Source organism: Pantoea anthophila (assembly GCF_026104315.1).
GTDB lineage: Bacteria > Pseudomonadota > Gammaproteobacteria > Enterobacterales > Enterobacteriaceae > Pantoea > Pantoea anthophila.
Genome location: NZ_CP110471.1, coordinates 208,757 through 230,040, shown reverse-complemented (window position 1 = coordinate 230,040; position 21,284 = coordinate 208,757). Strand labels below are relative to the sequence as shown.

Annotated in this window: 18 protein-coding genes; 12 read left to right on the top strand and 6 right to left on the bottom strand. The window is 56.5% G+C overall.

The window, feature by feature from the left end; genetic code table 11:
* The first annotated feature begins 81 nt into the window (after positions 1–81).
* Both OJ965_RS01130 and OJ965_RS01125 read left to right on the top strand, forming a co-directional pair.
* Complete coding sequence (locus OJ965_RS01130; RefSeq protein WP_265135320.1) at positions 82–1,221, top strand: amidohydrolase; 1,140 nt, start codon at positions 82–84, stop codon at positions 1,219–1,221.
* Between the two features lie 20 nt (positions 1,222–1,241).
* Positions 1,242–2,087: a VOC family protein gene (locus tag OJ965_RS01125; RefSeq protein ID WP_265135584.1), complete on the top strand. Its 846-nt coding sequence runs from the start codon at positions 1,242–1,244 to the stop codon at positions 2,085–2,087.
* Between the two features lie 54 nt (positions 2,088–2,141).
* On the opposite strand, the gene fhuE is transcribed toward OJ965_RS01125, so the two are convergent.
* Positions 2,142–4,364, bottom strand: a complete 2,223-nt coding sequence (fhuE, locus tag OJ965_RS01120) for a ferric-rhodotorulic acid/ferric-coprogen receptor FhuE (RefSeq protein WP_265135574.1) — start codon at positions 4,362–4,364, stop codon at positions 2,142–2,144.
* A gap of 434 nt (positions 4,365–4,798) precedes the next feature.
* Between fhuE and pagP the strand changes: the two genes are divergently transcribed.
* A complete protein-coding gene (pagP, locus tag OJ965_RS01115; RefSeq protein WP_276047261.1) occupies positions 4,799–5,377 on the top strand; it encodes a lipid IV(A) palmitoyltransferase PagP in 579 nt (192 codons plus the stop codon).
* A gap of 8 nt (positions 5,378–5,385) precedes the next feature.
* Here pagP and OJ965_RS01110 read toward each other — a convergent pair whose 3' ends face one another.
* Positions 5,386–6,435 (bottom strand): tyrosine-type recombinase/integrase, encoded by a 1,050-nt coding sequence (locus OJ965_RS01110; protein ID WP_265135581.1) that lies wholly within the window; start codon positions 6,433–6,435, stop codon positions 5,386–5,388.
* Between the two features lie 371 nt (positions 6,436–6,806).
* Between OJ965_RS01110 and OJ965_RS01105 the strand changes: the two genes are divergently transcribed.
* Positions 6,807–8,981: a TonB-dependent siderophore receptor gene (locus OJ965_RS01105; protein WP_265135573.1), complete on the top strand. Its 2,175-nt coding sequence runs from the start codon at positions 6,807–6,809 to the stop codon at positions 8,979–8,981.
* Positions 8,982–9,068: 87 nt separating this feature from the next.
* Here the strand turns inward: OJ965_RS01105 and OJ965_RS01100 are convergent, their stop codons facing one another.
* Positions 9,069–10,178, bottom strand: a complete 1,110-nt coding sequence (locus OJ965_RS01100) for an SDR family oxidoreductase (RefSeq protein ID WP_265135571.1) — start codon at positions 10,176–10,178, stop codon at positions 9,069–9,071.
* A gap of 571 nt (positions 10,179–10,749) precedes the next feature.
* On the opposite strand from OJ965_RS01100, the gene OJ965_RS01095 reads away from it, so the two are divergent.
* Entirely contained in the window at positions 10,750–10,971 is a 222-nt protein-coding gene (locus OJ965_RS01095) for a hypothetical protein (protein WP_009092919.1), read from the top strand.
* A gap of 378 nt (positions 10,972–11,349) precedes the next feature.
* Positions 11,350–11,706 (top strand): hypothetical protein, encoded by a 357-nt coding sequence (locus tag OJ965_RS01090; RefSeq protein WP_167428600.1) that lies wholly within the window; start codon positions 11,350–11,352, stop codon positions 11,704–11,706.
* A gap of 54 nt (positions 11,707–11,760) precedes the next feature.
* Here the strand turns inward: OJ965_RS01090 and OJ965_RS01085 are convergent, their stop codons facing one another.
* Positions 11,761–12,378 carry a TetR/AcrR family transcriptional regulator gene (locus tag OJ965_RS01085; protein ID WP_167431642.1) on the bottom strand — a complete coding sequence of 206 codons (618 nt, stop codon included), beginning with the start codon at positions 12,376–12,378 and terminating at the stop codon, positions 11,761–11,763.
* A gap of 240 nt (positions 12,379–12,618) precedes the next feature.
* On the opposite strand from OJ965_RS01085, the gene OJ965_RS01080 reads away from it, so the two are divergent.
* The 3 genes from OJ965_RS01080 (at position 12,619) to OJ965_RS01070 (ending at position 15,970) form a co-directional block, all read left to right on the top strand.
* On the top strand, positions 12,619–13,743 hold the full coding sequence (locus OJ965_RS01080; RefSeq protein ID WP_338117906.1) for an MFS transporter: 1,125 nt from the start codon (positions 12,619–12,621) through the stop codon (positions 13,741–13,743).
* Positions 13,744–14,453: 710 nt separating this feature from the next.
* Positions 14,454–15,164 carry a bacteriorhodopsin gene (locus OJ965_RS01075; RefSeq protein WP_265135560.1) on the top strand — a complete coding sequence of 237 codons (711 nt, stop codon included), beginning with the start codon at positions 14,454–14,456 and terminating at the stop codon, positions 15,162–15,164.
* A 23-nt stretch (positions 15,165–15,187) separates the two neighbouring features.
* Positions 15,188–15,970 (top strand): Brp/Blh family beta-carotene 15,15'-dioxygenase, encoded by a 783-nt coding sequence (locus tag OJ965_RS01070; RefSeq protein WP_046102698.1) that lies wholly within the window; start codon positions 15,188–15,190, stop codon positions 15,968–15,970.
* A gap of 7 nt (positions 15,971–15,977) precedes the next feature.
* Here the strand turns inward: OJ965_RS01070 and OJ965_RS01065 are convergent, their stop codons facing one another.
* Positions 15,978–16,868 carry a LysR family transcriptional regulator gene (locus OJ965_RS01065; RefSeq protein ID WP_265135557.1) on the bottom strand — a complete coding sequence of 297 codons (891 nt, stop codon included), beginning with the start codon at positions 16,866–16,868 and terminating at the stop codon, positions 15,978–15,980.
* A 117-nt stretch (positions 16,869–16,985) separates the two neighbouring features.
* Here OJ965_RS01065 and OJ965_RS01060 point away from each other — a divergent pair, with 117 nt between their 5' ends.
* Both OJ965_RS01060 and OJ965_RS01055 read left to right on the top strand, forming a co-directional pair.
* Positions 16,986–18,518, top strand: coding sequence for an MFS transporter (locus tag OJ965_RS01060; RefSeq protein ID WP_265135555.1), 1,533 nt, complete (start codon positions 16,986–16,988; stop codon positions 18,516–18,518).
* A gap of 3 nt (positions 18,519–18,521) precedes the next feature.
* Positions 18,522–19,223 carry an O-methyltransferase gene (locus OJ965_RS01055; protein WP_265135553.1) on the top strand — a complete coding sequence of 234 codons (702 nt, stop codon included), beginning with the start codon at positions 18,522–18,524 and terminating at the stop codon, positions 19,221–19,223.
* On the opposite strand, the gene OJ965_RS01050 is transcribed toward OJ965_RS01055, so the two are convergent.
* On the bottom strand, positions 19,210–20,235 hold the full coding sequence (locus OJ965_RS01050; protein WP_265135551.1) for a zinc-dependent alcohol dehydrogenase family protein: 1,026 nt from the start codon (positions 20,233–20,235) through the stop codon (positions 19,210–19,212). The genes OJ965_RS01055 and OJ965_RS01050 overlap by 14 nt on opposite strands.
* A 105-nt stretch (positions 20,236–20,340) precedes the next feature.
* Here OJ965_RS01050 and OJ965_RS01045 point away from each other — a divergent pair, with 105 nt between their 5' ends.
* Positions 20,341–21,261: a LysR family transcriptional regulator gene (locus OJ965_RS01045; RefSeq protein ID WP_265135549.1), complete on the top strand. Its 921-nt coding sequence runs from the start codon at positions 20,341–20,343 to the stop codon at positions 21,259–21,261.
* Positions 21,262–21,284: the final 23 nt, after the last annotated feature.

The window sequence follows — 21,284 nt, the reverse complement described above, 5'->3', positions numbered from 1 at the left end:
GTGCCCAACCTTTTTTGCCTGGGCCAGCCGCCTGATGCTGACGCCGGGCGAGCCTTTTCCGCCGGAACAACAGGGATAACCATGACATTGCCTTTAACCGAACAGCTGGTGCAGTGGCGGCGTGAACTGCACCAGCATCCTGAACTCTCGAATCATGAATTTTCCACCACGGAACGCCTGAGCCGCTGGCTGACCGAGGCCGGGATACGGCTGTTGCCGCTGGGGCTGAAAACGGGCGTGGTGGCAGAAATAGGTCACGGTGAAGCGCTCATCGCCCTGCGTGCTGACATAGATGCGCTACCGATTGAGGAGATCACCGACCGCCCGTGGCGATCCCGCCAGCCGGGTGTGATGCACGCCTGCGGTCATGACGTTCACAGCGCCGTCATGCTGGGCGTTGCCCTGCAGCTGAAGCAGCAGGAAAGCACGCTGCCAGGCCGGGTGCGGATTCTGTTTCAGCCGGCTGAGGAGACCTTCGATGGCGCGCAGCAGCTGATCGCGGCGGGTGCGCTGGAGGGCGTGAAGGCGATATTTGGCCTGCATAATGCGCCCGACCTGCCGCTGGGCACCCTGCGCAGCAGGCCGGGCGCATTTTATGCCAATGTGGATCGCTTTGTGATCCGCGTTGCGGGCAAAGGCGCGCATGCTGCCCGCCCCCAGGAGGGCATCGATTCTATTGTGGTGGCCAGCCATATTGTGACGGCCCTGCAGACCCTGCCGAGTCGGGTGTTCAGCTCGCTGGAAACCGTCGTGCTGAGCGTCACGCGGTTTACCGCCGGGAATACCTGGAATGTGCTGCCCCAGACCGTCGAACTGGAGGGAACCGTGCGCACCCACAACAGCGCGATCCGCGAGCAGATCCCGCATCGCATCCGGGCGCTGATTCAGGGTATTGCTGGCGGATTTGGCGCGACCGCGGAACTGGCATGGACGGCTGGCCCGCCTGCGCTGATCAATACACCGGCGTGGGTGGAGGTGGCGCTGGACGTCGCCCGCGAGAGCGGCTATCTCGCTGAACAGGCGGAGACGCCACAGATGGGTGGCGAAGATTTTGCTTTCTACCTGCAACAGGTGCCGGGCGCCTTTGTCAGCATCGGCAGTGCCAGCGAGTATGGTTTGCATCACGCCGCTTTCGATCCGGATGAGGCGCTGATAGGCCCGGCCGTGGCGTATTTTACCCGGCTGGTGCCGCGCGCGCTGCAGAGAGTGGTAGCGCAATGACGAAAAAAAAGCGTACGACGATCGCTGTTCCGGTGCCGCAACCGGTTCTCGACCACGCAGTCATTAATGTGGCCGACCAGCTGGATAACGCCAGCGCCCGCTTCCGGCGGCTCGGCTTTCAGCTCACCGAGCGGGGCCACCACTCGCTGGGATCGAGCAATCATCTGGCTATTTTTGGCGAAAATTATCTGGAGCTGCTCGGCTATGAGCCCGGCAAAGGCAGCCAGCGTGCCGACCTGTGGAATTCACCGCTGGGACTAAGCGGACTGGTGTGGAAAAGCGGCGATGCAGAGAGTGAGTTTCTGCACCTGGAAAGACAGGATCTGGATGGCGATCCGCCTTCTGCCTTCTGGCGGCCGGTGACCCTGCCGGATGGCTCGGTCAGTGAAGCGCACTTCCGGACCGTGCGGCTGCGTGCCTCACTGATCCCCAATGGACGATCCTTTTTCTGCCAGCATTTAACGCCGGACACGGTGTGGCAGCCCGCCTGGCAGCGCCATCCCAATGGGGTGCAGAATATCAGTGAGTTTGTCATCGTCGCGCAGGATCCGGCGCACGCGGCGCAGGTCTACAGCCGGCTTTTTGGTGCCGCAAAGGTTCTCGCCTGTCCGGAAGGCGCTTTCGTGCTGCGCGCCGGGGCTGCCACGGTGCGCTTTGCCTCCGCTGACTATGCGCAACAGCGCTTCGGCCCATTGCCGGAGGATTATGATGGCAGCGCCCGAATGGTGGCGCTGGGGTTTGCCACAACGGATCTCGCCCTGGTGAAAAACGCGTTGCTGGCAGGGAATATTCTGTTTCACGAGCAGGCTGAGGCGATTGTCGTGGCGTCCGGAGAGGGCTTTAATCTGGCGCTGCGTTTTGCCTGAAGGCGGTGTGATCCGAAAAAAACGCCCCGGCTGAGGCGTTTTCATGGAGTGCGATCAGAAGGTGTAGCTGGCGGTGACCGAGAAATTACGCGGCTCGCCGTAGACCACCGAACTGGCGACGCTGGTGTCATACGCCTTGTCGAACAGGTTATTCAGGTTACCCTGCAGCGACAGATTTTTATTTACCTGATAGCGGGCAAAGAGGTCAACCAGCGCGTAGCTGCCCTGACGCGCCCGCCAGGTGCCATTGCCTTCCGGCGCACCGACATCGTTCCAGATGTGCGTCTGCCAGTTGACGCCGCCGCCCAGCGTCAGTGCCTCCAGGGCAGGCAGACGGTAGCTGGTGAAGAGGTTGAAGCTGGTCTGTGGCAGTTGCGGATTAAACGTCGTGCCATCGCGGTTTTCTGCGATGTAGCGCGTGCCGCCAAAGGTCATCTGCCAGTCATCGGTTAATGCGCCGTTGACCTCAAACTCCACGCCGCGACTCACCACCCCTTTGCGGCCAATATAGGCCACATCGCCGGAACCCTGAACGATCTGCGTGGTGGCTTCTCCGACATTATCCAGTTCGGTGCGGAACACGGAAAGTGAGGTAGTGAAGCGGCTATTCATCCAGTCTGATTTCAGACCGGCCTCATAGTTTTTGCCGATCACCGGCGACAGGTACGCCCCGCTGACATCGCGATAATCCTGCGGCTGGAATACCGAGGTGTAGCTGGCGTAGGCAGACCAGTTTTCGGCGAAGTCATAAATCAGACCGCCATACGGCGTGGTGTTGTTCTTCTCCATCTCACCGCCGGGTGTTTCGCGATTCCAGTTGGTGTAACGGGCGCCGAGGATCAGATGCAGCGGATCGGCCAGCGACAGACGGGTTGCCATATAGGTCGACTTCTGGTGCACCAGCTGGGTATCGCTGGCCGGCAGGCGCGGTGTCCAGGCTGATTCCGGATACTGGCCGTTGAAATCGTTGAAGTTGCCCAGCGATTCAGGCGAGATGTTCTCAAACGTACTGAAATATTTATTATCCTGACGGCTGTAACTGACGCCCACCATCAGCTCATGCTGGCGTCCCAGCAGCTCATACGGGCCGCTGGCAAAGGCATCGACCGCATCCACCTTGCGTTTGCCGGTGTTGTAGCCGGTCCCGCCCACCACCGGGTAGTTGGCATAGGAGGAGACACCCGCGCCGCTGTTGCGATCGAAGAAGCCATCGAGATAGATCTGCTTACTGTCCAGACGCATCTCATTGTGCGTGCCGTTCAGCGTCAGGTTCCAGCCGTTAGCAAAGTCCTGTTTCAGGTTGACGAAGAGCTTGCGGTTCTCTTTGTCGTTGTAGGCCCAGTCAGGCGCGGTGTTATAGCCGCGACGGGTGTGGACCTGCGTCCCGTCGGTATACCAGCGCGGCGCGCCCCCCCACATCGTTGAATCGGTGTTAACCTGGCTGAACTCATACCCGACCGAGAGGGTGGCAGAGTCGGTCAGGTCGGCATCAACCACGCCATAGATAAACTGTTTTTTAGCGCCGTAGCGCTCAATGAAACTGTTGTTATCCTGCCAGCCCGCGATCAGCCGGCCACGGACATTGCCGCTGTCACTGAACGGTGCCGAGAGATCGGCCACATAACGCTGTTTGTTCCAGCTACCGTAGCTGGCGGAGACGGTGCCGCCGAACGTTTTGCTGTCCGCATGTTTGCGCACCATATTAATGGCGGCAGAGGGATTGCCCGGACCGGTCAGCAGACCGGTTGCCCCGCGCACCACTTCGACACGCTCATAGAGCGCCATGTCAGTCTGCGCGTCACCCAGATTCCAGCGCTCGGCAAACGCGGTCGGAATACCATCGACCATATAGTTGTCGATCAAAAAGCCACGGGAGTAGTAGCTGGTGCGATCCATATCGACACTGACGCCCCGGATGCCGGTGGTGTTAGCCAGAACGTCATCCAGCGACTGCAGTTGCTGGTCAGCCATCCGTTGCGAACTGACGATGCTGACAGACTGTGGCACATCCCGCACGGTACCGAGCATTTTTGTGCCCGCGCGGGTAACCGGTACGCTGTAATCGGTGGCAGGTGACGTTGTCACGCCGTCATCGGCAGAGGCGCTGACGGTGAGGGTCTGCTCATCGCTGACGGCGGGCGCCGCGCTTTCTGCGGCCCGTGCCGCGTTCTGTCCCAGTGAGGTGGCGACCAGGGCAGCCAGCAGGGAGAGGCGGAACAGGCGGTGCGAAGCCGTCGCGCCCGTTTCCCCGGCACGCTGAAATTCAAATGCGTTCATTTATTCCTCAATTATCTTTATGATTTTTATCTGCCACTGTCACGACCGTGCATCCTGCGGACATCGCTGCCCTGCTTTTGGTTTGAGGAACCAGAAACGTTTTCCCTGTGCGCCTGAGGCGGGTGTGATAAACCTTTAAAGCAAATGAGAAATATACGCATTGCGATTTTCATTGCAAGATTTTGTTAACAGATGATGCCGCTTTTTTCAGGAAATGATCGGTGCCGGAGAGGCCGGGAAGAGGGAGATGGGAGAAGCTGCCCGATAAATCCCGGCGGCTTTATCAGAAAAATTCGGGTGCCGTTTCGCTTACCGTCACTATAATATCCCGTAAGGGCCGTTCATTGACCTGAAGTTGTCACTCTTCATGCCACAATACCCGCCTTAACCCTTTTATTACCTTATTAAACACCAGAGATTGCAGGAATTCGCACATGCGCAAAACTTCCCTTTTCAATGCGCTGATGACGACGACCGTTTTGAGTCTGTTTTCAGCCCCTTCTGCCTGGTCTGCCACGCTGGTGCAGAATGTCAGTGCTGGCTGGAACACCTTCAGCAATAACGTTGCCACGACCTGGCAGCAGCCACAGGGTATCGATTTTTACCTGCCCGCTATCACGTGGCACAACCGTGCGACCTACGACCGGGAACATATTGATAAATATAATGAAAGGCCCTGGGGCGCCGGTGGCGGGATCTCCCGCTACGATGAGAAAGGCAACTGGAACGGTATCTACTTAATGGCGTTCAAGGACTCCTTTAATAAGTGGGAGCCCTTTGGCGGCTACGGCTGGGTGGCGACGTGGCGTCCGCTGGCCGATCAGAATTTCCACTGGGGCGCGGGTTATACCGCCGGTGTGACGGCACGTCACAACTGGGATTACATCCCGGTGCCGGCGATACTGCCGCTTGCCGCCATCGGCTATGGCGATCTCGATTTCCAGATGACCTACATTCCCGGCACGCACAATAACGGTAACGTCTACTTTGCCTGGCTGCGTTACCACTTCTGACTGTGCGGTCAGCGCGCCATCGCCATAATGGCGCGCTCGTCGAGTAACAGAGTTTCACCCTCATAGCGGTGTTGCAGCTGATGATAACTTTCGCAGGCGATGATCTGCTCAACGGCAGCAGAAAAACGGTTCATGGCGATGCGCATCTGGCTCAGGTAGTCATGCGTGTCATAAACCCGATCGATCCCTTCCAGCGCATGGTTCATGATTTTGCGGGCAACGTCGTTGGGCGTATCGAGCGCAGAGAGTTTGGATCGCGCGGTGCGGCGCAGGTCGCGCGGCGTGAAGGTTTCCAGTCCCAGCCCGCGCGGGGCGCGGATCATCCGGCGCAGCGCCTGATTGAGCGCGCCTTTAGAGAGCGGCTGCTGCGGATCGCGGGGTGCGGGCACCAGCCAGGGGGAGTCCGGATCGGCGGCCTGCATCAGAGCCTCGATGCACTGACGCATCAGCGGTGAGATTGGCAACACATGTTCCCGCTGTGATTTATTACGCGTGCCCTGCTTCCAGAGTTCCAGCTGCAGATCAAACTCCGCTTTCTGCGCCTGCACAATCTCATCCGGTCGCCGGGCGCTGACCAGACACAACCGCAGCGCCCAGCGTGCCTGTTCCGACAGCGCCCAGTTATCCAGCCCGTGCCAGAAAACCCAGATCTCCGCATCGCTCAGCTGGCGACTGCGCGGCGGTGATGCCCGGCCCGCCACATCGCGCTTTTTCATTGAGGCAATCGGGGAGTGATCGAGATAGCCCTGCATCTCGGCCCAGGCCAGAAACTGTTTCGTCAGTGCAAAGACCCGCCGCGCCTCTTCCTTTTTCCCTTCCGCAATCAGAATGTTATAGAGCCGGTTGAGACGCAGACGCGTCAGGTTTTTCAGCGGCTGAGAACCGATACCGGGCAGAACATGTTTCAGCAGGGAAGAAACGGCGATCTCCGGGCGGCGGCGGCTGATCAGCAGCGACAGTTTGACCCAGACCTTCATGACCTGCTCTACGGTTCCTTCATCCCCGAAGTTATCCAGCTCACCTAACGAGGCGGCTTTAACCTGCTCCAGCCAGATCATGACGTGCTGGCCGACATGTGCGGAGCGCACCGGGCTGGATGTCCGATCGATCACATTACTCTCCCTTTCACTCTACAGGCGGGCCATTCTACTGACTCAGTCGCTGTGACTCCAGACCTATTAAGTCTGGAGTCACAGAAACGCATTCTGATGAAATCTGAGAATTAAAACGGGCCATGACACAGAACCCGATGCCTCCCGACTGTACGTTTTCCGCACGAATTTGCCGCTCTCTTAGGTGACAGCACGATCGCGAATGCGGGAATGTAAAGATCCCCTGCTGCGATATACAATGCGAACTATTATCATTATCATACGCATTTGCTTACATACATTAACGATTCAGGGAGAACTTCTAAGTGAATGTAACCATGCGTGTCCATAAACGCCCTGCTGCGCTGCTGCTGGCTGGCGTATTAAGTACTTCTGCCAATGGGGCGAGTCAGGAAGAGACGGAGAAGCTGGCCGACGATCAGACCATGCTGGTCACCGCCGAAGAGGAGTTAAAGCAGCAGCCGGGGGTATCGGTGATCACCGCGCAGGACATCAGAAAGAATCCGCCGGTCAATGACCTCTCCGATATTATCCGCAAAATGCCGGGTGTTAATCTTACCGGCAACAGTGCTAATGGTGTGCGCGGCAATAATCGCCAGATCGACATTCGCGGCATGGGGCCGGAAAACACCCTGATTCTGATCGATGGCGTTCCCACCACGTCGCGCAATTCGGTTCGATACAGCTGGCGCGGCGAGCGTGACTCCCGCGGTGACTCTAACTGGGTGCCACCTGAAATGGTCGAGCGAATTGAAGTCATTCGCGGACCGGCGGCAGCCCGCTATGGTTCCGGCGCGGCTGGCGGTGTGGTGAACATCATCACCAAACGTCCCACCGATCACTGGAGCGGTTCGCTGTCGCTCTACACCAACCAGCCGGAAGATAATAAAGAAGGCGCAACGCGCCGCGCCAACTTCAATCTGAGCGGGCCGCTGGCAGGCGATGCGCTGACCATGCGTCTCTATGGCAACATCAACAAAACCGACAGTGATGCCTTCGATATTAACCAGTCGCAGAACGGCTCGGCTGCCGCCGGTCGTGAAGGTGTGCGTAACAAAGACATTAACAGCGTGCTCTCCTGGAAGATCACGCCGCTTCAGGTGCTGGATTTCAGTTACGGCTATAGCCGCCAGGGCAATATCTATGCCGGTGATACGCAGTACAGCAACGGGGCCGGTAATGCGCTGATCGAATCGCTCGATGGCGCGGAGACCAACCGGCTCTACCGTCAGACCTGGGGGCTTGCCCACAATGGGATCTGGGACTGGGGACAGTCGAAACTCACCTTCAACTATGAAAAAACCAACAATACCCGCCTGAACGAAGGCACAGCCGGATCAGGTGAAGGCCGGATCAACAGCAGAACCTTTTCGACCAGCCGTTTCGACAGTTATCGTGCTGGCGGAGAGATCAGCTTCCCCCTGGAGCTGCTGCGTGAGCAGACCGTGACGCTGGGCGCCGAGTGGAACCGGGATGAGCTGAACGATCCCAACTCCATGAACGGCACCCGTGCGCCAGGCGTGTCGATCAATGGAGTCAGTGGTGACCCCGGCAGTCGTAACAGTAAAAACAGCGCCACGCTCAGCTCCCTCTACGTTGAAGATAACATCGCCCTGACGGACAGCACTGAAGTGATCCCCGGATTGCGCTTTGATTATCACGATACGTTCGGCGCGAACTGGAGTCCGTCGCTGAATATCTCGCAGGGACTGGGTGACAGTTTTACGCTGAAGGCGGGTATTGCCCGTGCTTTTAAAGCCCCCAACCTCTATCAGTCCAGTGAAGGCTATTTACTGGCGACCCGGGGCAACGGCTGTCCGGTCAATGTTGTGCGCGGCAGTTGCTATCTGCTGGGTAATGAAAATCTTGATCCCGAAGTCAGCGTTAATAAAGAACTGGGTATTGAGTACAGCGAGCAGGGATATATTGCGGGGATCACCTGGTTCCGCAATGACTATAAAAACAAAATCGTCTCCGGTACCGAGGTGCTGGGCTACGCCTCCAATGGCAATAATATTCTGCAATGGAGTAACGGCGGCAAAGCGGTGGTTGAGGGGCTGGAGGGTAACGTCACGATCCCACTGGTCCGGGACACACTGGAGTGGCGCACTAATGCCACCTATATGATCGAGTCTAAGGATAAGGAGACCGGAAACCCGCTGTCGATCATCCCGAAATATACCATTAATACCCTGCTCGACTGGCAGGTTACGCAGGATTTCTCGACTGACCTGAACTGGACCATGTATGGGCGTCAGAAACCGCGCCGCCATGCCGAGTCGCGGACGGAAAATGGATCGATGTCTGATCGTGAAGTGGGTGCTTATTCCGTCTTTGGCATTAACTTTAATTATGATATTACTAAAAACCTGCGCGCCAATGCCGGGATTAATAACCTGCTGGATAAACAGCTGTATCGCGAAGCTGACGGGGCCTCAACGTATAATGAACCGGGTCGTGCCTATTATGCCGGTCTGACGTTCACCTTCTGAAAATAACGCGCTTCCCTCCGGAAGCGCTTTTTCATTTTCACATCAATTCCTGAGCTCAATACCCCAGCCATCCACGCCCGGACTCTGCTATTTAAAGTCCACCTGCATCAGTTCTGCAATCGTTGAATTGCGCGTCGTCACCACACAGCGATCCAGATAATCGGTGAAGCGTGAAGGCCTGCTCATTCCCAGCTGCAGTAATTTTGAATTATCAAAGACCACATTCAGATTGGAAAAATGACCATATAAATTCATGGCTCGCAGCATGATGCGTTCGTTACAGGGCCCGAACAGATCTTTAAAGGTTCTTCTGCTCTCCGCCAGGTGTTTATAGGAGACCTTCTGATAATCCGGGCCCAGGGCTTTTTCACCGGATGCTCTGGCCATCGCTTCGTCAATTTCCGCGAAGGTGACACTGCTCTGCGCCCCGGCAGAAATGTGAATGACCTCATTGATCACCGCTTCCGCATCAAGCAGCAGTACCAGTGCCTCTGCGCAGTAATCAACCGGCACCACATCAATCCGATCGCCAAGTTCGCAGGTAAATTTACCCAGCGCCAGCACCATCCGGAACACCCAGAAAATGCTGGCTGAGGGCAGACAACCCTGATCGGAATGGCCCACGACAATCGAAGGACGCGCGATAACCAGCGGCAGCCCGGGCAGCTTTTCCGTCATCAGTTTTTCAATTGAGGCCTTACTCCAGGTGTACTCGACAACGTGCTGATCGCGGCTGGAGTCCAGCCCGCTCTCGGTCACCAGCGATCCCGGTTCCGGGGCGCAGGACATGGCCGTACCCACGTGGATAAACTTTTTCAGCCCCGCAACCCGGCTCATGCGCTCGGCAAACTGAAACGTGCCCTCAACATTCACTTTCCAGATAAAGGGGTTATTGCCAAAGGATGCGACGGCGGCGCAGTTAATCACGTGCGTCACGTCGTCAAGGCGCGTGTCGTGGATAAAGTTTTCCGTGAAGGCGAGGTCGCCCAGAAGAATATTGTCACTCTCTATCGTGCTGATTAATGACTCATCTAACCCAAAGTTTTTCAGGTTTGTTTTAACGCGGTTTACCCCCTCCTCAACATTTTCGCCTCTGACAAGGAGCAGCAGTCTGTCCCTGGGACTGTTCTGCAATAAACTGGCGACGACAGCGCCGCCTAAAAAACCTGTTGACCCGGTAATGAGTATATTTTTCATGATAGTGTCATTCGTTCTGGTTAATCACAGGAAAGCATTAAAGAATGTTTTCCAGAACAGGAGTGAAATTCACTTCAGTGAACTCCCCTGCATGGCGTTAAATAATTTCACCGTACTCATCTATTTAGATTTTGTTTATCTTTCAGCTGAGAAAGCTAAACAATAATTAAATAGCCGCCGGCTAAACCTGCCGCCTGATTTCAACAATCTTTGCCATATGGGATCAACTCATTTTTTAATTTTTTTTCGCTGAACTAATAAACATTTTCAGGAATGAAAATAAAAACGGACTATTTATTTTTTTTGGTTCATTACAGTCTTCAATATTCTCACCACGGGTTAAACAGAGAGAAAAGAGATGATCGCATTCTGCTTTCGTTTATCTGGCGTTTAATTATGATCCAGTATGACACCCGTTGAAATAAATCACGCATTGCGGTCAGGAACGACAAAAGCGTAACGACCGGTAACTAACTTCGCGATAACTCTGACCGGGCCAGCCTGAAGTGAAAAAAAGTGGCTATGCTCTGTTGGCATGAACATACAACCACGATCACCAGGACAGGAAGAGATGAAAAAATTATCAGTTATCGTTATGGCTACCGGTCTGTTTTTGTCCGTCAACCTGCAGGCTAACGCTGCCGGATGTCTGAAGGGTGCCGTAGCAGGCGGCGTGGCAGGTCATCTTGCCCATCATGGTGTGGCTGGCGCCGCAGCCGGATGCGCAGTCGGTCATCATATGGCGAAGAAAAAACAGAAAGAGGCTGAGCAAAACACGCAGGCACAAAAATAAACTGACCGCACGCCGCGTAATCAGGACGTCGCGCACAACAAAAGTTAATGCGTTGAGATAGCGATTATTCTTAATCTTATCCTAATATTTCTCCTGTACGATAGCGGAAGCAGACAAATATCAGATTGTGTGCATACATTCTGCTGGAACGATTAGCCTGCCTCGCGCAGGCTTTTTATTAACCCAAATCCGCCCCCGCCAGGCCTCCTCTTTTCGCGCTTCGCTTTCTGGTAGTGCCAGCCAGAACTGGAATAAAAATCACGGACGTTACAGTATCCTTAGATATCTATATTTCTCATTAAAAAACAGTAACTTCTCCTCTGGTTACAGTTCACCTATGCTGGGGGCTCACACCGTTCCGCGTCAGAGGGATCTGTTATGTTTGATATGCCGTTATCCTACAGTGCAAAGACAGTTCAGGGCCTTTATGAGGTGCTTCATACTTTCAACCTTAACGGCGCACGCTGCCATGTCATCTATGACGGAAAAGCCACCCGCGCAGCCGTGATAGAGGCTAAATCGAGCGTTAAAGGGGGAGAGATGCGGCATCAGGTGCTTGCCGTGCTGGAGATGGAACGCGTCGCCAGGATCAACACCACACTGCGTATTAAATCGTTCTGGGCTGATTCCGACGGCGAGCAGTCGGAATGTGGCGTGGTGGAACCTGACCGTCTGGCTAAAGCGCTGTATGAAACGCTGACCGCCCGGAAACGCATTACGCTGGTCGGCCTGTAGGCGTATTCAGCCCGCCCGGTGCGGGCTTTATGATGATACGTCTATGGCTTCAGGCTATGCCGCCTTCGTTGTAAACCTCTCCCAGACTTTCAGCGCAGCCGTCACGGCTGCATCCAGTTCCTCTCCCGTTGCCCCATCCCGCGCTTCCGTCGAAAGTCCTGTCTCAAAACTGTGAAAGGTCTGTGCCAGCGCGCGCGCATCGGTGTCGGCAGCCAGCTCGCCCGCCTCTTTGGCTCTGACGACACAGCGCAAAAACCCCGACCGGGTGCGCTGGCGTTGGATTGCCAGTAAGGTGCGGATGTGCTCGTTTGAAGGGGAACAGGTATTTACGGACAAGGCGATCAGACAGCCGCTGGGATGCCCCGGATCGGTCTGCATCTTTGCGGAAGCGCGCAATGCCTGTTCTATGGCATCAAACGGCCTGAGCTCGTCGTCCCAGAGACAGTCGTTAACCTGACCATATGAGGAGAGATAACAGTCGACAACCTCTTCAAACAGCGCCTCTTTTGAGCCAAATGCAGCGTAGAAACTGGGTGCGGTAATGCCGTTGCCGAGACTGGCCTTGAGCAGAGCAAGCGAGGTGGACTCGAAGCCATGCTGCCAGAAAAGAAACATTGCCTGACGAATCGCCTCGTCCCGGTCAAACGAACGTGGACGTCCCATCTGAGCCATAGCCCCTCCTGTTCATGCCTGTGAGACTTAAATACTAATCGATACATATGTGCTTGACAAGTGACGATCCGATCTCTAGCTTCGATAAATATACCAATCGATACAAATGTCATGAAGTCCGCTGTCAGCGGCTTCTTTCCTTCAGTGAGATTAAAAGAGGTTACCGTGTCCGCCCATATCGAACCCCGTGAAGTCACCGCTCAGGCGGGTCTGCCGCTCGCCTCCCTGCTGGCCTTTGCCATGACCGGCTTTATCGCCATTCTGACCGAAACCCTGCCGGCCGGTCTGCTGCCGGACATCAGTCAGGGACTTGGCGTCTCTCAGGTGATGGCAGGACAGTTAGTGAGTCTCTATGCTCTGGGGTCACTGCTGGCGGCGATCCCGCTGACCGTGCTGACCAGCGGCTGGCGCCGCAAAAAAGTCCTGCTGCTCGCTATCGGGATCTTTGTGATTTTCAACACCATCACCACCTTTTCTGCCAGCTACTGGCTCACGCTGGCGGCCCGTTTTATGTCCGGTGTGGCGGCCGGGCTGGCATGGGGGATGCTGGCGGGCTATGCGCGGCGTCTCGTTTCGCCAGATTTACAGGGTCGCGCCCTGGCCATTGCCATGGTCGGCATTCCGGTTGCGTTATCCCTGGGCACACCCGCAGGCTCCTGGCTGGGAAACATGCTGGGATGGCGGGTCGCCTTTGGCGTGATGGCTGCCCTGGCGATTGTGCTGTTTATCTGGGCATGGGTTGCCGTTCCTGATCTGCCGGGACAGAAGGCAGACCGCCGTCTGCCCGTCTGGCAGGTTTTCAGGATGCCGGGTGTTCGCCCGGTACTGGCGGTCATCTTTCTCTGGATGACGGCCCATAACATTCTTTATACCTTTATCGGGCCCTTTCTGGCGCTGTCGGGCTTGAGCAACGCTGTCGGGCTTATCCTGCTGGTGTTCGGACTGGCCGCATTAACCGGGATCGGGATGACCGGCATCTGGGTCGATCGCCACCTGCGCAGGCTGGTGCTGCTCAGCCTGGCGGCACTGGCTGCGGTCTCTGTGGTGCTGGCTATGGGCATGCGGGAACAGATTGTTATCTTCCTGGCGGTTATCGTCTGGGGATGGTCATTCGGTGGAGCATCAACCCAGATGCAGACGGCCGCCGCTGATTCGGCTGGCAACCATGTGGATGTGGTTCAGGCGATGGTGACGACCGCCTGGAATCTGGCGATCGCCAGTGGCGGCATTCTCGGCGGACTGTTGCTCAATCGTGCCGGTGCCGCTTCATTTCCGTGGGCGCTGATGGCGCTGATGGCTGTGGCGTTTGTAATCGCCTTGCTGGCTAAACAGCAGGCTTTCCGCCCTGGTGCCAGACATCACTGACCGGTTGCAGCGTTCACGCAGGCATAAGCATGGCGCATAGAGCAAAACAGATGCGGTCTGCGCAACACGCAGCGGTGAACAGAAAGACTAAAGCAGATAAACAAATGACGATGCGGGTCTGACTATTTCCGTCTTCTTCCCGCACTTATTAGCGCCCTCGCCTAAGCCGCGACGATCGTTTACAGGATATTTCCCTTTCCTGTCGGGTCACTATTCAGTACGCCGTTTCTGGTTTTCTGATTATCCTGGTAGGCAATAAGAGGTGCTGACTTCTGTTATTTCACTCATCGCTGAGCTGAATCCTGATGTCGTCACGGGATTGACTTAGTACAGCGTGTTCATTTTTCCAGATAAAAATATTTTTCTTGTACTTTCTCTTTTTTGGGTGAAACAGAAGCTCTGTTTCTTAAAACATTCAGGTAATTGAATTTTAAGTATAAAATAGCCAGTAAGCCTGACGGCAACCCGACAGCCGATCGGAAAACGAAACGCTAAGAAACAGAACGTAACATCACCGTTCTTTTTTAAATCAGATAACGGGGGCTTTTCACCCTCTTTATTTTAACCCGCAGGCGGAAATCGTCCTGACAATGAGCAGGCTGCTGAAATCGCCATATACTGAATGCATATTCTTTTCGGAATATAAACGCATTCAATTTATGGCAACGCAGCAGGCGGCATTTCCGCGCTACTGCTCAGGAGAGATTAACATGGATCAAACCGCATTTTTGATCGGGTTTTCGGTCATGGCAATTGCGTCACTGGTTATTTACGCCACCGGCGGCAAAACATTTCCTTCCCGTCATCATACCCTCATGCATGCATCCGTCCCTTTTATCGCCGCCACCGCCTATCTGGCCATGGCATTCGGGTTCGGTAATCTGACGCTGGACAGCGGCACCACCGTCTATCTGGCGCGTTACGCTGACTGGTCGATTACGACGCCGATTTTACTGGCAGGACTGGTTATGCTCGCCTTCCACGAACACGGTAAACCCGGTGAAATGGGCGGTTTTCTCACTGCCATCATCGTGCTGGATGTCATGATGATTATCACCGGTCTGGTTTCGTCACTGGCTGAAACGGCGGCGGCGAAATGGGTCTGGTACCTCTGGTCCTGTGCCGCGTTTCTGGGAGTGGTTTACCTGCTGTGGGGACCGCTTCGCACCATGGCGGCCAATCGCGGCAGTGCACTGGCGGGTGCCTACAATAAAAATGTCGCACTGCTGACCGTCGTCTGGTTCATCTATCCGATTGTGTTCCTCGTCGGTCCGGAAGGCCTGAAAATCATTACCGATCCCTCATCGGTCTGGGCATTTTTAGTACTGGATATCATCGCGAAGGTCTTCTATGCCTTTTACGCGGCGGCTAACCTGGAAAAAGCGCTCGATCATACCCGCCGCACGGGTACCGTGAAGTGATAACACGATCAGGGGCCGGATGGATGGCTCTGTGGGGGGCAGCCCTGGCTGCCTCCTTCTGCCCGCTGTCCGTACAGGTGCTGTTTGCGGTTATCGCTATCGGGATTATCGGCATGGCGCACGGCGCCAGCGATCTGGACGTGGTTCAGCGTCGCCGCCGGCTGCCGTTTCTTGCCCTGTATGGCGCAGTGATTGCGCTCTGTCTGCTCTGGTGGCACCGCGCGCCAGGGCTGGCGTTGCCCGGCTTTCTGATCGCCTCAGCTGTCCATTTTGCCCTTGAGGATGCACCACACGGCGGACTGACAGAACGTCTGGCGCGGGGGATCACGATGATAGCGGCCCCGGCCACCCTTCATCTGCCCGCGTTCAGGTCTATCCTGCATCAGGCCGGGCTGGCATCTGTAATGCCGGGGTCTGTGACGGCGGCCCTTGCGATCCTCGGTGGCATCGGTGCGCTGGGGCTGACCCTCACCGGGCTTCTTCGGCGGGATGGACATCTTATCGCGGGCATTCTGGCGCTGCTGCTGCTGCCGCCTTTCGTCGGCTTTTCGATGGGATTTTTGATTCTGCACGCGCTGCCACAAACCCGACTGCGCCGTGACCAGCTGGGCTTTACCACGTACGCGGGCTATCTCCATCTGACGTGGCCGATATTGACCGCGGCCATACTGCTGGCCTCGCTGATCATTTATATGATGTTACCCGGTGACGCTGCGGGCATCCGGTCACTGTTTGCCGCCCTTGCCGCGCTCGCCCTTCCGCATATGCTGGTGACACCCTGGTTTGAACCGCCGCAGCAGGCGTGACGCGGTCTTAAAGGGCCAGTCCCGATTCAGCAATAAAATCGATAAAGCAGCGGACCCGGGCGGAGAGGTAGCGGCCGGAGGGCCACACGGCGGAGAAGTGCCCCTGCTGTGTACAGCAACCCTGCATCACTTCTTTCAGTTGTCCCTCAGCCAGCGCGTCGCGAACGGCGAAGTCGGGCAGATAGCTGATACCCATTCCCGATAAGCTCAGGCCAATCGCCGCTTCAATGTTATTTACCGTCAACACCGATGCCGCTCTGGGTTCAGCGCCGGGCCGCAGCCCCTGAAGCTCCCACGTCTGTAGCAAGCCGGTGGCGGGCAGGCGGAAAAAAATGCACCTGTGCTCAGCCAGATCATCCGCTGACGCCGGAACCCCGGAATTGTTCAGATAAGCGGGACTGGCGCAGAGGAGGAAGCGGAAATGACCCAGCCTCTTTGCCGTCAGCCTGGAATCAGCTAACTCACCACTGCGGATCGCCACGTCAAACCCTTCGTCGATGATATTCACCAGCCGATCGCTGAAATCCAGATCCAGTTCGACCTGAGGATAACGGCGGGTAAACGCGGGGAGCGCAGGAAGCAGTAATCTGTAGCCCGCGGCGGGGAGTGAGACCCGGAGTCTGCCAGCAGGTTCTGCGGCACTGCTCGCCAGTGCTGACTCAGCTTCCTGAAGCTGTTCCAGGATCGCTTTGCATCGGGTCAGGAGTGCCGCCCCTTCCGTCGTCAGGCTCACATTTCTTGTGCTACGGTTAAAAAGCCGCACGCCCAGTTTTTGCTCAAGTCTGGCGACGTTTTTACCGACTGCTGACGCTGAAATCCCCAGCAGTCGCGCAGCCTGAACAAAGCTCAGCGTCTCGGCTGTCCGCACAAAAGAGGTAAGAGAAGTCAGGCTATCCATCGATTATCAACTTTATCTCCATTGAGACCGTCCATCCAGTCTATTTATCCACTCACATGTCCGCAATAACATCGCAGCAGTTTTCACTCATTCGCTGTCAGGATAAAAGGTCTTGTTATGTCATACAGAGCCCGCGCGATTTTTCGCCACACCAGAACCCCAGCCGCCCTTACCGTTTTTATGGCGGCGCTGCTTTTGCCGTTGAGTTTCACCGGCGGTGTGGTTACCACGCCTGCCATCCAGCACATGCTGGGCGGTTCCCCTGGCGAGCTGTCATGGCTGACGAATGGATTTATGCTGACGTTTGGCAGTTTTCTGCTGACAGCAGGCATTGCTGCAGACGCCCTCGGCAGAAAACCTGTTTTTATCGCTGGCGCAGCGCTGTTCTGTCTCTGCAGTCTCATCATCGGCGTGATGAACAACCTGATAATGCAGGGCCTGCTCAGGTCCCTGCAGGGGCTGGCCGCGGCCATGCTCTTAGCCAGCGGTAGCGCGCTGCTGGCCGGGATCTATGAGGGCGCAGACCGGACGCGGATGTTCAGCCTGCTCGGCATCCTCTTCGGCGCTGGCTTAGCGTTTGGACCGCTGGCGGTGGGCTTTATTACCGATACCCTCGGCTGGCGCTGGGTCTATACCCTGTTTGCGCTGCTTTCAGGCGGCGTGCTGCTCGCTGGCAGAGCATACCTGCCGCTATCGGCGCTGAACGCCTCTCATCCGGCAGACAAGGCCGGGCTGACGCTGTTTACCGCGGCGCTGATTCTGTTTACCACTGCGATGATGCTGTTACCCACGGTCGGGTTTTTATCCCCTCTGCCGCTGGTGCTGTTCCTCTGCTCCATACTGTCTCTGGGTGCATTTATTGTGCGTTGCCAGCGCATTGCCCATCCTGTACTCGATATTTCCCTGCTGCGCAGCCCGCGCTTCGCCGGGATTCTGCTGCTGCCGGTGGCAACCTGCTACTGCTACGTTGTGCTGTTGATCATCGTTCCGCTGCACTTTATGGGGGGAAATGGATTCAGTGAGTCGCGAAGTGCGCTTTTCCTTATGGCCCTGACTGCACCGATGCTGGTTCTTCCCGCCTGCGCCGCCGTGCTGACGCGCTGGTTTTCACCGTCCGTGGTGTCAGCATCCGGGCTGATGATCGCGGCAGCCGGGTTACTTTTCCTCGGGCAGGCGTTACAGGGTCACAGCACCCTGCTGCTTATCGTCGCATTGCTGATAACTGGTGCAGGCGCGGCGCTGCCGTGGGGGCTGATGGATGGACTTGCCTTCTCTGCGGTTCCGGTTGAAAAAGCCGGGATGGCGGCCGGCCTGTTCAACACCGTTCGTGTAGCGGGAGAAGGCATCGCGCTGGCGATGGTTTCCGCCTTTCTTACCAGAATGAACGATCTGAACCTCAGCAAAAGCGTTCAGGGGCTGACATCAGCGGAGATTCACCAGGCGGCAGCCTGGCTGGGAGGCGGCAATCTTCAGCAGGCAATAACACTTTTACCCGGCGTTTCCCGCGCAGTGGTCCAGAATAGTTATGACAGCGCCTATCTGTGCCTTTTCCGGGTGCTGGCAGCCATCACACTGTGTTGCGCGCTGGCCGTCCTGGCCCTGTCGGGCCAGCCGCGCCGGGAAAACACCTTTTCTGAGGAGAGTGAATAACCTATGCGAATCCCTGACTATCCCTCGACAGATTCAGATAAGTGGGCACAGGTGGATGCCTGGTTTTCTGAAAAGCTTGCGCCCGAAGATACTGAATTAAATTTCGCGCTCTCTAACAACGCAAAGCAGGGCTTACCTGCTCATGATGTGTCTGCTTTGCAGGGAAAAATGCTGTCACTGTTCGTCCGGATGTCGCAGGCCGTCCGGGTTCTTGAAATCGGTACGCTTGGTGGATACAGCACGATCTGGATGGCCAGAGCGCTTCCTCAGCATGGAAGCGTGACCACTATCGAATACAGTGAGCATCATGCAGAGGTCGCCCGCCAGAATATCCATCAAGCCGGGCTGACGCACTGCGTTACGCTGCACACTGGCGCAGCGCTTGATATCCTGCCTGACCTGGAGGCGCCCTTTGATCTGATTTTTATTGATGCCGACAAGGTGAACAATCCACGTTATCTGGAATGGGCCATCAGACTTTCTCGCCCGGGCACGGTTATCGTCGGTGATAACACGGTGCGTGGCGGACAGGTGCTTGATGCGGAGAGTGACGATCCTAATGTCCGGGGCCTGCGGGAGTTTGTCCGGATGATTGCTGAGGATGAACGGCTTGACGCCACCGCCATTCAGACGGTGGGTGAGAAGGGATGGGATGGTTTTGTGCTGGCTCTGGTTAAGGCCGGGCGCGCTGTCAGTCCAGGCTGATAACAATCTTCCCGAATGCGCCCCGGTCAAGATGCGCCAGTGCCGCAGGCAGTTCATCGAACCGGTAGGCTTTATCGATGACCGGCTTCAGGTTTATGACATCCACCGCCCGGACCAGATCTTCCAGCGCCCGCCGGTGCCCCACGCCGATGCCCTGAACCGTCGGAGACTTGAGCAGCAGCAGTCCGCCAGAGGCTGACGTATCGTGTGTGTCCATCATCCCGATCAGAGAGATGCGGCCATGTGAGGCGACAGCGCGGACAGAATCGGCGAAGTTACGCCCGCCGACGGTGTCTATCACATGGTCAATACCCCGATCGTGCGTCAGGCGGTAAACGGCTTCTACCCACTCTTCCTTTTGACGGTTAATGCCATGGGTTGCCCCCAGCGCGGTTGCTGCCGTCAGCTTCTCATCACTGGAGGAGGTGATAAAGACCTCTGCACCCATCGCACGGGCGATCTGAAGTGCAAACAGAGCCACCCCGCCGGTTCCCTGCACCAGAACGCTTTCGCCCGCTTTAAGGCCCCCGCGTTCAATCAGTGCAAACCAGGCGGTCAGCCCCGCACAGACCAGGGTGCAGGCTTCCGCATCGTTCAGCGTTTGCGGCGCGTTGACCAGCCACGCTTCGTTCATCACCACATATTCTGCCAGCACGCCCTGCAAGGCGTAGCCGAGGGTGTTGTAATGCGGATTTCTGGCGTTGTTAACCGCCTTTCCCTCGATCCAGTCTGCGTTGAACGAGGAGATGACGCGATCACCCTGACTGAAACGAGACGTGCCCGGACCGACAGCCTCAACCACGCCGGCCATATCGGAACCCGGCGTAAAAGGCATCGGCATTCCTTTTCCCATCCCACCTTCAATAATGACCTTATCCCGGAAGTTAAGGGCAACGGCACTTACCCGGACCAGCACTTCGCCCGGCCCCGGCTGCGGGATGGCTGTCTCGGTGAGTGTCAGATGCTGACGGCCAATCTCATTCAGTGTCCAGCGTTTCATGGTGTGATTCATCGCAATTCCTGTAGGGGTTAAGAGCAGAGATCAGAATCTTAGCATTGCCTTTTAAGATACGACGGCGATACTATTTCTCGTCATTGATTCCGCTGAGGCGACAATATGAAAAGCGAAATGAACACCATTCCGGTATTTGTGGCCGTGGCTGAATCCATGAGTTTCTCTCAGGCAGCTGAGCGGCTGCACGTTACGCGCTCTGCCGTCGCAAAAACCATCGCCCGTCTCGAAGAGAGACTTGGCGTCACGCTGTTTAACCGCACCACCCGCAAACAGAGTCTTACCGATGAAGGCGCGCTCTATTATGAATATTGTCGCCGGGCGATGAACGAACTTAAGGCTGCCGAAGATCTGCTGGAGAGCGGCAAGCTGCAGGCCAGCGGTAAACTTCGCGTATCGGTGCCGGTGCTGCTGGGGCACCTCTGTGTCTCCCCTGTCTTCTCCGCGCTGGCGAAAGCGCACCCGAAGCTGGAACTGGAGATATCTTTCAGCGATCGTCAGGTCGATTTGTCCGGGGAGGGTTTCGATCTGGCAGTCAGGATTGGCGCGCTGGCTGACAGTAGCAGCCTGATAGCCCGGCGGCTGGCTTATCACACGATGGTCTTCTGCGCGTCACCGGACTATCTCAGCCAGGCTGGCGAGCCGGCTTCCCCGGATGAACTCCGGCACCATGCGGCAGTGGCCTACATCCGTGGCGGACAGGTGCTGAAGTGGCAATTTAAAAATGAACGGGGTGACGCGGTGGAGATTTCGCCGACTGCCCGATTCACCCTGGATGATATGCAGGCGGTAAAAGATATGACGTTGACGGGGGCGGGTATCGCCTGGTTACCCTACTGGCTGGTGCGGGACGACCTCATCAGCGGCAGCCTGAAACAGATACTGAAAGAACATACCTCCGGAAGCTGGCCGGTTTCTGTCGTCTGGCTGCGCACGCCGCATCAGTCGCTGAAAGTCAGACTGGCTATTCAGGCGCTGTTCAGCGCCCTGCCAGCGATGATGGACGCCGCCGAAGCACAGGTCTGATGGCGTGCCATAAACATCAGACA

Coding starts and splice junctions, on each gene's coding strand:
- OJ965_RS01090 (WP_167428600.1), top strand. CDS start 11,350: ATGTTTGATATGCCGTTATCCTACAGTGCAAAGACAGTTCAGGGCCTT.
- pagP (WP_276047261.1), top strand. CDS start 4,799: ATGCGCAAAACTTCCCTTTTCAATGCGCTGATGACGACGACCGTTTTG.
- OJ965_RS01105 (WP_265135573.1), top strand. CDS start 6,807: ATGCGTGTCCATAAACGCCCTGCTGCGCTGCTGCTGGCTGGCGTATTA.
- OJ965_RS01095 (WP_009092919.1), top strand. CDS start 10,750: ATGAAAAAATTATCAGTTATCGTTATGGCTACCGGTCTGTTTTTGTCC.
- fhuE (WP_265135574.1), bottom strand. CDS start 4,364: ATGAACGCATTTGAATTTCAGCGTGCCGGGGAAACGGGCGCGACGGCT.
- OJ965_RS01050 (WP_265135551.1), bottom strand. CDS start 20,235: ATGAATCACACCATGAAACGCTGGACACTGAATGAGATTGGCCGTCAG.
- OJ965_RS01100 (WP_265135571.1), bottom strand. CDS start 10,178: ATGAAAAATATACTCATTACCGGGTCAACAGGTTTTTTAGGCGGCGCT.
- OJ965_RS01065 (WP_265135557.1), bottom strand. CDS start 16,868: ATGGATAGCCTGACTTCTCTTACCTCTTTTGTGCGGACAGCCGAGACG.
- OJ965_RS01045 (WP_265135549.1), top strand. CDS start 20,341: ATGAAAAGCGAAATGAACACCATTCCGGTATTTGTGGCCGTGGCTGAA.
- OJ965_RS01055 (WP_265135553.1), top strand. CDS start 18,522: ATGCGAATCCCTGACTATCCCTCGACAGATTCAGATAAGTGGGCACAG.
- OJ965_RS01130 (WP_265135320.1), top strand. CDS start 82: ATGACATTGCCTTTAACCGAACAGCTGGTGCAGTGGCGGCGTGAACTG.
- OJ965_RS01085 (WP_167431642.1), bottom strand. CDS start 12,378: ATGGCTCAGATGGGACGTCCACGTTCGTTTGACCGGGACGAGGCGATT.
- OJ965_RS01060 (WP_265135555.1), top strand. CDS start 16,986: ATGTCATACAGAGCCCGCGCGATTTTTCGCCACACCAGAACCCCAGCC.
- OJ965_RS01070 (WP_046102698.1), top strand. CDS start 15,188: ATGGCTCTGTGGGGGGCAGCCCTGGCTGCCTCCTTCTGCCCGCTGTCC.
- OJ965_RS01080 (WP_338117906.1), top strand. CDS start 12,619: ATGACCGGCTTTATCGCCATTCTGACCGAAACCCTGCCGGCCGGTCTG.
- OJ965_RS01110 (WP_265135581.1), bottom strand. CDS start 6,435: ATGATCTGGCTGGAGCAGGTTAAAGCCGCCTCGTTAGGTGAGCTGGAT.
- OJ965_RS01075 (WP_265135560.1), top strand. CDS start 14,454: ATGGATCAAACCGCATTTTTGATCGGGTTTTCGGTCATGGCAATTGCG.